This is a genomic window from Rheinheimera sp. (genome assembly GCF_020217005.1).
Classification (GTDB): Bacteria; Pseudomonadota; Gammaproteobacteria; order Enterobacterales; family Alteromonadaceae; genus Pararheinheimera.
Genome location: NZ_JAIWOI010000003.1, coordinates 1 through 10,000, shown reverse-complemented (window position 1 = coordinate 10,000; position 10,000 = coordinate 1). Strand labels below are relative to the sequence as shown.

9 protein-coding genes are annotated in these 10,000 nt (G+C 47.1%); 4 read left to right on the top strand and 5 right to left on the bottom strand.

Going from position 1 to position 10,000, the window contains the following annotated elements; genetic code table 11:
* Nucleotides 1-90 precede the first annotated feature (90 nt).
* A complete protein-coding gene (locus LDL40_RS00125) occupies nucleotides 91-2,313 on the top strand; it encodes a GspE/PulE family protein (RefSeq protein ID WP_300992418.1) in 2,223 nt (740 codons plus the stop codon).
* A 34-nt stretch (nucleotides 2,314-2,347) separates the two neighbouring features.
* On the opposite strand, the gene LDL40_RS00120 is transcribed toward LDL40_RS00125, so the two are convergent.
* From LDL40_RS00120 to LDL40_RS00110, 3 genes are all read right to left on the bottom strand, one after another.
* On the bottom strand, nucleotides 2,348-3,916 hold the full coding sequence (locus tag LDL40_RS00120) for a PAS domain-containing methyl-accepting chemotaxis protein (protein ID WP_300992416.1): 1,569 nt from the start codon (nucleotides 3,914-3,916) through the stop codon (nucleotides 2,348-2,350).
* Between the two features lie 145 nt (nucleotides 3,917-4,061).
* Entirely contained in the window at nucleotides 4,062-5,204 is a 1,143-nt protein-coding gene (rlmC, locus tag LDL40_RS00115) for a 23S rRNA (uracil(747)-C(5))-methyltransferase RlmC (RefSeq protein WP_300992414.1), read from the bottom strand.
* A gap of 81 nt (nucleotides 5,205-5,285) precedes the next feature.
* On the bottom strand, nucleotides 5,286-6,029 hold the full coding sequence (locus LDL40_RS00110) for a dienelactone hydrolase family protein (RefSeq protein ID WP_300992412.1): 744 nt from the start codon (nucleotides 6,027-6,029) through the stop codon (nucleotides 5,286-5,288).
* A gap of 158 nt (nucleotides 6,030-6,187) precedes the next feature.
* Here LDL40_RS00110 and LDL40_RS00105 point away from each other — a divergent pair, with 158 nt between their 5' ends.
* The 3 genes from LDL40_RS00105 to LDL40_RS00095 all read left to right on the top strand — a co-directional run bounded on the left by LDL40_RS00105 (nucleotide 6,188) and on the right by LDL40_RS00095 (nucleotide 7,397).
* Nucleotides 6,188-6,895, top strand: a complete 708-nt coding sequence (locus tag LDL40_RS00105; protein ID WP_300992410.1) for an SIMPL domain-containing protein — start codon at nucleotides 6,188-6,190, stop codon at nucleotides 6,893-6,895.
* A gap of 15 nt (nucleotides 6,896-6,910) precedes the next feature.
* The gene (locus LDL40_RS00100; RefSeq protein WP_300992408.1) at nucleotides 6,911-7,135 is read left to right on the top strand and encodes a hypothetical protein; all 225 of its coding nucleotides are present in this window, start codon (nucleotides 6,911-6,913) and stop codon (nucleotides 7,133-7,135) included.
* 79 nt (nucleotides 7,136-7,214) lie between these two features.
* Nucleotides 7,215-7,397 (top strand): hypothetical protein, encoded by a 183-nt coding sequence (locus LDL40_RS00095; RefSeq protein WP_300992406.1) that lies wholly within the window; start codon nucleotides 7,215-7,217, stop codon nucleotides 7,395-7,397.
* Between the two features lie 96 nt (nucleotides 7,398-7,493).
* Here LDL40_RS00095 and LDL40_RS00090 read toward each other — a convergent pair whose 3' ends face one another.
* Both LDL40_RS00090 and LDL40_RS00085 read right to left on the bottom strand, forming a co-directional pair.
* Complete coding sequence (locus LDL40_RS00090) at nucleotides 7,494-9,383, bottom strand: phytase (RefSeq protein ID WP_300992403.1); 1,890 nt, start codon at nucleotides 9,381-9,383, stop codon at nucleotides 7,494-7,496.
* Nucleotides 9,380-10,000, bottom strand: a 621-nt coding sequence (locus LDL40_RS00085; RefSeq protein ID WP_300992401.1) for a metallophosphoesterase, incomplete at its 5' end; no start/stop codon positions are given. The genes LDL40_RS00090 and LDL40_RS00085, both read right to left, overlap by 4 nt.

Genomic DNA, 10,000 nt, shown 5'->3' with positions numbered 1-10,000 from the left:
CTGTCCCAGGGCAAAAATCATCCCCTATGCTAGACTGACTGCAACTGGTTTTTCCTTCTTTGACGAACGGTAGTCTGGCGCAGGGGCTTTATGGCGTTTTATCAGAAATTGTTAGAACTGTTTCAGTCTATCCATAACTCTGAGCGTTTTTTGGATGTATTTCCCGAACTGGAAGCACAAATTCTGCAACTCTTTGATGCAGAGCGCATCACCATTTATCAGCGCAGTTATCACAGTCAGGACATTTATTCCCGTTTCAAAACAGGCACTGAACTGACCGAAATCCGCGTACCTATAGGCCCACAATCCATAGCGGGTTATGTCGCTTTAAGTAAAAAATCAGTATTAATTAAAGACGCTTACGATGCGCAGGAATTACAGAATATCCATCCAAAACTGAATTTTGCCCGCCAGTTTGATCAGAAATCAGGCTTTCGCACCCGCTCCGTACTGGCAGTACCTATAACAGAACAAAATGTATTGCTAGGCGTCATCCAGCTGATTAATGCGAAAACCTCTGGCGCTTTTAGTCAGGATCATTGTGATAAAGCAACTCAACTGGCTCAGTTATTAGGTCAGAAATTTCGTTATGAACTCGGGGCAACCAGAGGACCTTTTGACTACTTACAGCATCGTAACCTGATTTCAGCCAGCCAGTTACAGCAGTTAAACCACCCCCCTCAGGATTTTACAGCTCAAGTAGCTAAGCTCACCGGCGATTACAAAATCAGTAAAGAGCAATTAGGGTTATCGCTGGAAGCTTTTTACCAGGTCAGTTTTATTAACTTTGAGCCTGATAAGTATCAGTTGCATACACTAAACAACAAACTAAATCGCTCTTATCTGCTGAAAAATCATTTGGTCATCCTCGAAGATCTGTCCGGCAAAGTAGTTATAGCTTTGACTAATCCAAATCATGCCGACACGTTGATGGAAGTTGAGCGAGCCACAGGGCTACTTAGTTATGATATTTACGTTGCGTTACCTGACGATATAGAGCACTACATCAAAGGCCAGCAAGACACTAACTTAACTGAATTAGGAGATTTATTAAACGAAGCAGATGACGATCTGACACTGGAAAACTTTCAGCAAGAAGACGAGGCTATTTCAGAAGAAACTCCTGTGGTGGTCAAGCTGGTAAACCGGGTTTTAATGGACGCGCAGCGACTGAATGCATCCGATATTCATATTGAATCCGGTAAAGGTAAAAGCTCAAGCAGAGTGCGCTTGCGCATAGATGGCGAATGCAGGGAGCTAATCCAGATCCCGCCTGCTTTAATGCCCCCTGTCGTCTCCCGTATTAAAATTATGGCGCGTCTGGATATCGCAGAAAAGCGTCTGCCCCAAGACGGAAAATTCAGCGTTAAGCTGGCGAATAAAATCATAGAGGTCCGGGTTGCGACTTTGCCCACTGTGTTTGGAGAGGGCGTTGTAATGCGGATTTTAGCCAGTGGCGAAGCACTACCTTTTGATAAGTTGCAACTGAGCCCGCGTAACTACCACATGATGTCGCAAATGATTAAACATCCACACGGAGTGTTGCTCGTCGTCGGTCCTACAGGTTCAGGTAAAACAACAACTTTGCATGCCATTTTGGGCAAATTAAATACAGCGGATAAAAAAATATGGACAGCTGAAGATCCGGTTGAAATTACCCAGCCTGGCTTGCAGCAAGTGCAGATGAACAACAAGTCCGGTTTAACTTTTGCGGTCGCGTTGCGGGCCTTTTTAAGGGCTGATCCCGATATCATTCTAATAGGTGAAATGCGCGACAAAGAAACAGCTCACGCAGGCATTGAAGCCTCATTAACAGGACATCTGGTGTTGTCGACTCTGCACACTAATTCAGCGCCGGAAACTATTACCCGTCTGATAGACATTGGCATAGACCCTATTAATTTTGCCGATGCTTGTATAGGTATACTGGCGCAAAGGCTGGTGCGCACTTTATGCAGTAAATGCAAAGAAGCTTATCAACCTGACTCACTGGAGCTGGACTTTATTCAACGGCATTATGGTGAAGCTTTTGCGGCAGAGCTAGAGTTAAACACTGCGTTAACTCTCTACAAAGCCAAGGGCTGCGTGGCTTGCGAACAAACCGGCTATAAAGGCCGGGTTGGTGTGCATGAACTATTGCCTGTAACAGCCAAAGTGCGGCAATTGATTTATCACAAAGCCAGTATAGAGAAGATCCAGCATCAGGCCGTGGCTGATGGGATGCGTACCTTGGTGCAGGACGGCATTTTAAAGGTCTTGTCTGGTGTTACTGACTTTAAACAGTTACAGGCCATATCGGTATTTGAAGACTAAAACCGGGCCCCTCGGTTTTAGTCTGTCAGGACAATTAAACTTTACGGAAACGCTCCACCAATTCATGTAACTGCTCAGAGGTATTCTGTAAATCTTTACCACTTTCGCTCACTGCAGTACCCTGGCAAAGTGATTTAGTTGCCAAATCAGAAATGCTGACAATCTGCTGGTTGATATCTTCAGCTACATGAGCCTGCTCTTCCACCGCTGCAGCCATCTGTCCCGCCATCGCTGCAATGCTGCTGACTGCGACACTGATACCTTCCAACGCCTTTTCTGCTTCGGCAACCTGAGCGACGCCCATTTCAGCATCCTTACGACCATTTTCCGCAACCAGAACAGATGCTTTAGCTTTAGTTGAGAGCTGTTGAATAATCTCATAAATCTCTTTGGTTGATGCGGTAGTTCTGGAAGCCAATTGTCGCACTTCATCAGCGACCACAGCAAAACCTCTGCCTTGATCTCCCGCCCGGGCCGCCTCAATCGCCGCGTTTAATGCCAACAAATTAGTTTGCTCTGCTATTTGCTCAATGATCTGTGCTGCACCAACAATTTTATTAGTTTGCTCAGCCAGGTCGGCGACTGACTGGCTGATATCATTGACGGTTTTTTGTAACTGCTGCATGGCTCCGCGGGTTTGCCCTGCCACCGCAGAGCCTGAACGCGCTAATGTATCTGCATCATCGGCTTTAGTCGCAGTGTCCTGCACATGGGACGACACTTCGGCTATAGTAGTAGTCATTTCATTCATCGCAGTAGCAACCTGCTCGGTTTGCATTTGCTGCTTACGAATACTGTCGGCCGCATCAACTGATAATTTCCGTACTTGTTCTGACAGCACAGCCACTTTAGTTGATGCATCCTCAATCCTGGTTAACACTGTATTTAAATGTGCACTTTCTGCCAGTAAAGCCACCTCAAGTTGTCCTTGCCTGCCCTGATGTCTGGCGTAAGACGCAACAGCCAGCGGGTCGGTAAAAGCTTTTGGCATTAATTCAAGTAAGCCATTAAGTGATTGCTTATACCGCACAATGCCAGTGCCGTAACCCAGCACAGCCGTCAAAGCAAAAGCAACAGCTGCTGCACCAGAGCCTAAAGTCCACCATAAAATCACAGAGATAATGGCGGCGATAACAGGTAACAAAGACCAGCGCAGATCGGCAGTCACATCTGACCCGGCTTTGTTGGTCGTTTTACCAGCATTTATAGCTTTATAGAGTTGTTCGGCATGAGCGACCTGGGCCCTATCCGGCACAGTGCGCACTGACTCGTAGCCAACCACACGCCCATGCTCAGTGACCGGGGTGACGTATGCGTTTACCCAATAGTAATCGCCATTTTTACAGCGGTTCTTCACCAATCCCATCCAGGGTTTACCCTGCTGTAAATAGCTCCACATAGTTTTAAAAGCTGCTTCAGGCATGTCAGGGTGACGCACTATATTGTGCGGTTTGCCCACCAACTCTTCTCTGCTAAAGCCACTGATAGATACAAAAGCGTCATTGCAATGCACGATAGTGCCTTTGATATCAGTGGAAGAAATGAGCTGCTGCTCTTTCGGAAATGTACGTTCCTTATCAGTTACAGGTAAATTTTTGCGCATTGATAACACTCTCCTTAGTGGTTCAAAACAAATCTACAACTCAGAGGAAGGTCTAAATCAGGGAAATGAAAATACTGATAAAAAACTTAGCAGTAGATAGCCAAATTGCACAGGACAAATGAAAAAATATAACTTGCAGAATAACTTAACCCTTTCCACTTCTTTTCAGTAAAGTAAGGACTTCAGCATGTTGAGTATGAGGAAACATATCAAACAGCTGCACTTTGAGCAGCTGGTAATCCCCACTCAGCAGGGTTAAATCGGAAGCCAGAGTGGCCGGGTTACAACTGGAGTAAATTAACCAGCCAGGTTGCAGCGCCAGTATTGACTGACATAACTCTGCACCCAGGCCCCTTCTGGGTGGATTCACTAGCAGCAGATCAGGTGCATCAAACTGAGCCAAAGCAAAAGAAGCCGCATCTAAGGCTCTGAAATCGACCTGTTGCAGTCCAAGTTCAGTGGCTGATCGGGTTGCACTGGCTATAGCCTTTGGCGCTATTTCAATACCGGTCAGCATGCGTTGTGGTGCAGCGCCCGCCAGATGTAAACCAAAACCTCCTACACCACAGAACAAATCCCAAATTTTCACTACAGGCAAAGCTTCAGCCCATTCTTTGGCTGTAGCGTACAAAGCAGCTGCCACAGAGGCATTGGTCTGGAAAAAACTCTGGGGAGTTAAATACAACGGGATACCATTAAATTCCTCCCTTAAAACCTCTTGTGGTGTCAGCACAATTTCTTCCGGCCCTTCCAGTATGGCCATATGCACAGGCTGAATATTCACAGAACAAACCTCTAACTCTGGCCATTGCTGATGTAACCAGGGCAAATGTTTTTGTACAGAGGCCAGACAATTCTTCGAACGCAGCACAAAGCGCAACATAAAACGACCTGAATGCTGACTTTGACTGAGTAAAATAAGCTTTAGCTCACCTTGCTTTTGTTCGAGCTGATAAGGAGTTAAGGTCGCACGTTGAATAAAACTTTTGATCAGAGCAAAAGCAGATGCAAAAGCGTCTGGATACAAAGGGCAAGCCGATAAATCGACAGGGGTCTGGCCATTCAGTATGCCCAACACCGGCTGTTCTTTGGTGCCGGACACCACCATTTTGGCTTTAGTGCGAAAGCCCTCTTCACGGCTTGCGACTGCAGGCAATAACTGCGCTTCTGTAAAAGGCGCCATTAAATCAGCCAGTTGTTGCTGTTTCTTCGCCAGTTGATCTGAATAAGGCACGGACAGTTGGCTACAGGAATTACAACGTCCGGCTAAAAATTCAACACAATTCATCGTCTGCCAACTGCACTCAAATACTTTGCTAGTAAGGCCGCCATTTTACGGCCTAACCCGTCAGCAAAGCCAGTGAAACAGCTACATCTGACGGAACAAAGCAACCGCCTGCTGGTAATTTTGCAGTGCTAATGCAGCATCGTAACGATCCCCTTCGTCCCGCATAAAGGCATGTTGAGCATTGTATTCATACCAGCTAAAACGTACTTTGGCTGCCGTCAGTTGTTGATACACTTTCTGCCGTCCTTCCTCAGATACATGTGGGTCCTGTTTTCCCCAGACCATCACCAGTTCGCCCTGAATATCAGCGGCACGGCTTAAAGTCTGCTGGCCTTCGCCACAAGGTAAAGTGTCGCTGTGCAAGTCCGTTGCGTAAAGACAATAGGCCGCTTTAATCGCCGGATTCAATGCAGCACGAAATGCCAGATGGCCACCAATACAAACCCCCATAGCCCCCACTTCAGGCCGGACATAATGCAAGGTCTTTAGATAATCCAACATCGCCTGATTATCCGCGTCGTAACTTTCCAGCGGTTTAGTCCATTTGTCCTGATTGCCTTTGTCTTTGCCGGCATCATCATAAGCCAGCACTGTGCCTAATGGATTCAGCTCATGGAAGATCTCAGGCACCAGCACCACAAAACCATGGCTGGCCAGAATGGCGGCACTACGGGCTATAGGTGCTGTTTGCTGGAAAATTTCTGAATAAAACAATATAGCCGGATAAGTTTTTCCCGCAGTGGCTGCGGCCAGCGGCTGATATTGATACACCAACATAGGCCCTGTTGGCGTCATTAAGCTGACTTTACTCTGTTCAATTTGCATAAAAAAATCGTCTTAAATAGAAGTCTGGGCATCCATCATAAAGGGCCAGATGCAAAGGCACCAGTTTGTTTTGTTGCCAATCCCAAAGAACTCAAAGCATTAATCAGCCATTCAGCTGATCTGCATACACTGAACTTAATTAAATCTAAGGAGTTTTTATGCAACAGTCCCGTTCATGGGTTGCTGCCGCAATACTAGCCGCAGGTCTGGTCGCAGGTAGCGCCATCTTAGCTAAAGGCCTGATTGAATTCAGGTCTATGGAACGTGTAGTTCAGGTGAAAGGCCTGTCCGAGCGTGATGTGGCTGCAGACACTGTGATCTGGCCAATCAAATTTAACGACGTCGACAATAATCTGACCACTCTGGTGGCAAACGTCGAGCGTAAAAACGAGCAAATTCAGGCGTTTTTAAAGTTGCAGGGCTTTAGTCAAAAAGAAATTACCGTGGCTCTGCCACAGATTGTCGATCGTCAGGCTGGCTACTACGACCCTAACGCCAATCAGATGCGTTACACAGCCAGCTCTACCGTCACAGTCTACAGCAGCAACGTAGATTTAGTGCATCAGGCCATGGCCAAGTTACTGGAGCTGAGTAAAACCGGTATTGCCATAGCTGGCCAGGATTACGACAGTAAACCAGAGTTTATTTTCAGCGGTTTAAATGAACTGAAACCCGACATGATTGCAGAAGCGACTCAAAATGCCCGTGAAGTAGCAGCCAAATTTGCCGCAGATTCTGACAGTAAACTGGGAAAAATTAAGACAGCAAGTCAGGGTCAGTTCAGCATTACTGACCGTGACAGCAATACCCCTTATATCAAAAAAGTCAGAGTGGTAGCGACAGTCGACTACTACCTGTCAGATTAACAGACGGAGCTTATGATGAAAAAAGCATTGTTGATGACCACAACTATCGCCGCGCTGCTGACTTTGACAGGTTGTGCAGTGCGTGGCCCTACGGTGTGGGTTGAACCTCCGGTTTATTATGGCCCGGCTGTGATAGTTGAACCCAGACCTGCGATCGTGGTCGTGGAAGAACGCCATTATTATCAGGACAGGCACTACCATAAAAGCCACAAAAAACATAACCGACATTATCATCACTGATCCAACGTGAAAGCCCGGTTGTACAATATGGCAAAGTCATTCTAAGCTGAACGAATTAGATCTGAAAAAAGGTAAACTAATGCGAAACTATCTGGTTGTGGCTATTGTTGTTAGCTCGATGTCAGCTTTAACAGCTTGTGCGGTCAGAGGCCCCAGCGTCACAGTTGAACCGCCTAAAGTGATAGTGCCTGGCGTAATAGTCGAGGGTCAGGGACACGGCAAACATTGCCCACCAGGGCAAGCGAAAAAGGGTAAATGTTAATTTTGATCTGTTTGTGTTTATTTTAATTTGGCAGGACGTGTGAAAAGGCCGGTGCTTCATTTTAGCACCGGCCTTTTTTCTGCGCTTGGCAAAAATTTAGTCTGACGGAATTAAGTTCAGCATCTGCTGCAAAGGCACCAGCTTCAGGTTCTGTCCTTGTTCTGGCATTCGGTTACGGCCATCCTGCACTATCACCGCTCCTTGCTCAAAACCTTTACCCAGCGACAAAGTGGTCAGCTCAAGGCCATCGGTCTCTGAGCTGCCATCTATACCGAGCTCTGCATTTAAACGAATACGAAAGCGGGCAACTGCTTTGTAAGGCGCTGAAGCCTGAAACAACACATAGCTGTCGTTACCCTGACTGGATGCCAATAAATAGGATGGCTTTCCAGCTTTTCCAGGTAACAAAGCTAAGCCCTCGACATCAGCCACCAGCACATCGCCATCGGCTTTAATTACCAGTTCGCCTTTGGTATCCGCTTTAGCATCAGCCGCAAAACGCCAAATCCCTACATCTTCTTCACCCAAAAACAGCAGGTCATTTTGATCGTCTGCCACACAACCTTCAGGCTGGCTTGGCACTTTTAAACGACGTACTTCTTTAGCACTCCAGTTCTGGCCATTCGAACTGATCTGGTACTGCAACACTGTGCCATCTTTGTCATTGGCAAAAACATAAGTCTGGCCGCTGCGTTTTGATTGATACAAACACAAGCCATAAATGTCAGTAAAAGGCGTGGCAAACTTCAAGGCTGTTTTCACTTGCCCTTGTGCATCTATGGCAAATAGCTGCACCGAGTTATCGGCTCTTAAGGTTGCTGCAGCTATATCCTGTTTTTTCCCCTGATACTCAAGGCCGTAACGCAGGTCGATATTATTTACCCGCCCCACAGTTAAAAACTGTAGCTGTTCGCCTTTCATAGAGTAAACGGCCACACCAGCTCTTTTGTCTGTGACTAAAATACGGCTGTTATCAGAATTTTTCGCATCCTGCCACACCGCGGGGTCGTCTATGGCGTCGCCTCTGTAGCTAACAGCGGCAGTCTCCAGGGTTGGACTCAGCTGCTGCATCGGCAAAGTGACTGACTCAGGTAACACAGCAGCTTGCGCTTGATAGGCTTTGTCTTTTAATTGCAGATGCTGACCATCTTCACTGACCACAGACAAGAGACCAGCAGACAGGCCTAACTGCTCAGCTGTCTCCAGTGTTGTGATAGCTTTACTCTGTTGCCATACCAAGGCATCACCTTGAGTTTGATAACTTTGCAGCAGCGCAGGCTCTTCCTGGAGGGCCAGTAACGTGTGATCTGACGTGAACTCCAGCGCTTTGACTTCACCCGTTAATTTGCCAAAAGGCGCCTGAACATCAATCAGCGTGCGGCTTTCATCCGCTTCCACTTCGGCGTTATAAGACCAAAGCGCCGTCGCCCCTTCAGCCAAATACAAAGTGCCCTTTTGCTGATCCACAGCACAGGCCGTGGCATCAGTCGGCAGATTTAAGTTACGGATAGACAAAGGTGCGGCTAAAAATTTTGCATCCTGTGCCAGTAACCACTGCTCCCCCAAACCTCTGTCGCCTATTAAAAACAGGCTGAGTTGTTTGTTTTGTGCACTTTGATACCAGCATAAATCGTCCACCACCAGTTGGCTGACCAACTGCTTGCCAGAACGCTGTACTGTTTTGCCTTGCAGTTGCCACCAGTGCAGCTGATTGCTTTCCGTTTCAATAGCAGCCAATAGCACGGAGCCATCGGTTTGAGGCAAAGCTTTTAAACGGCGAAATACACCAGGCCATTGTTGGATCACAGCCCCTTTGCCATCTTGCCAGACTAAGGCGTTAGCTGAACTTTGAAACTGCCCCACTGTGGTAATGAGCTCTGCATACACAGCTGCAGCCGGGTCAACTGCAACGCTGTGTTGGCTTTGCGCCTGACAGGACAGCAGCAAAGCTGCCGTAACTAAAGTTGGAATTATAGAGTATTTCATTTTTTCTCCCCGGCGCTCTCTGCAGCGCTGAATTCTGTGCCTTGCCAGCATTTATTGTCTGCAATGGTCTTATTGCTGCAGTTGGCCACTTTGGCTTTAAATTGTTGCTGCAACAGGTTCGAACCATCGCTCTGACGCTTTAAGGTGAAGCTGTCGTATAAGCGACCAGTCACTGTCATGGCTTTTACTTTGAGCTGGTTTTCGCTGATATCAAGCTGCTGAAACAACTGAGTATCTTCACCGACCTGAGCCATTTGAGCCCGGGCCTGTTTTGACACCAGATACATTTTGGGCCCGGCAACAGACACCATATAGACAGGGCCTTTACCATCCGGTTGATAGCGGCCATACACATGATCATGGCCCTGCAGCACCAGATCGACCTTGTACTGGTCAAATAAAGGCTGCCAGTACTGACGCAGTCGTGGGTTATCCCGCCCTAAAGACACCGAAAACATTGGGTGATGATAGATAGCAATAGTCCAGCGATTTGGGTTATTCGACAGTATCTGCTTTAACCAGTCAGCCTGTAGTTTTGCTTGCGCTTCATCTTCCACTGCGGCAGTGGAATTGAGCACAATAAAACGTACGCCCTGATAGTCGTGGTAAAACACTGT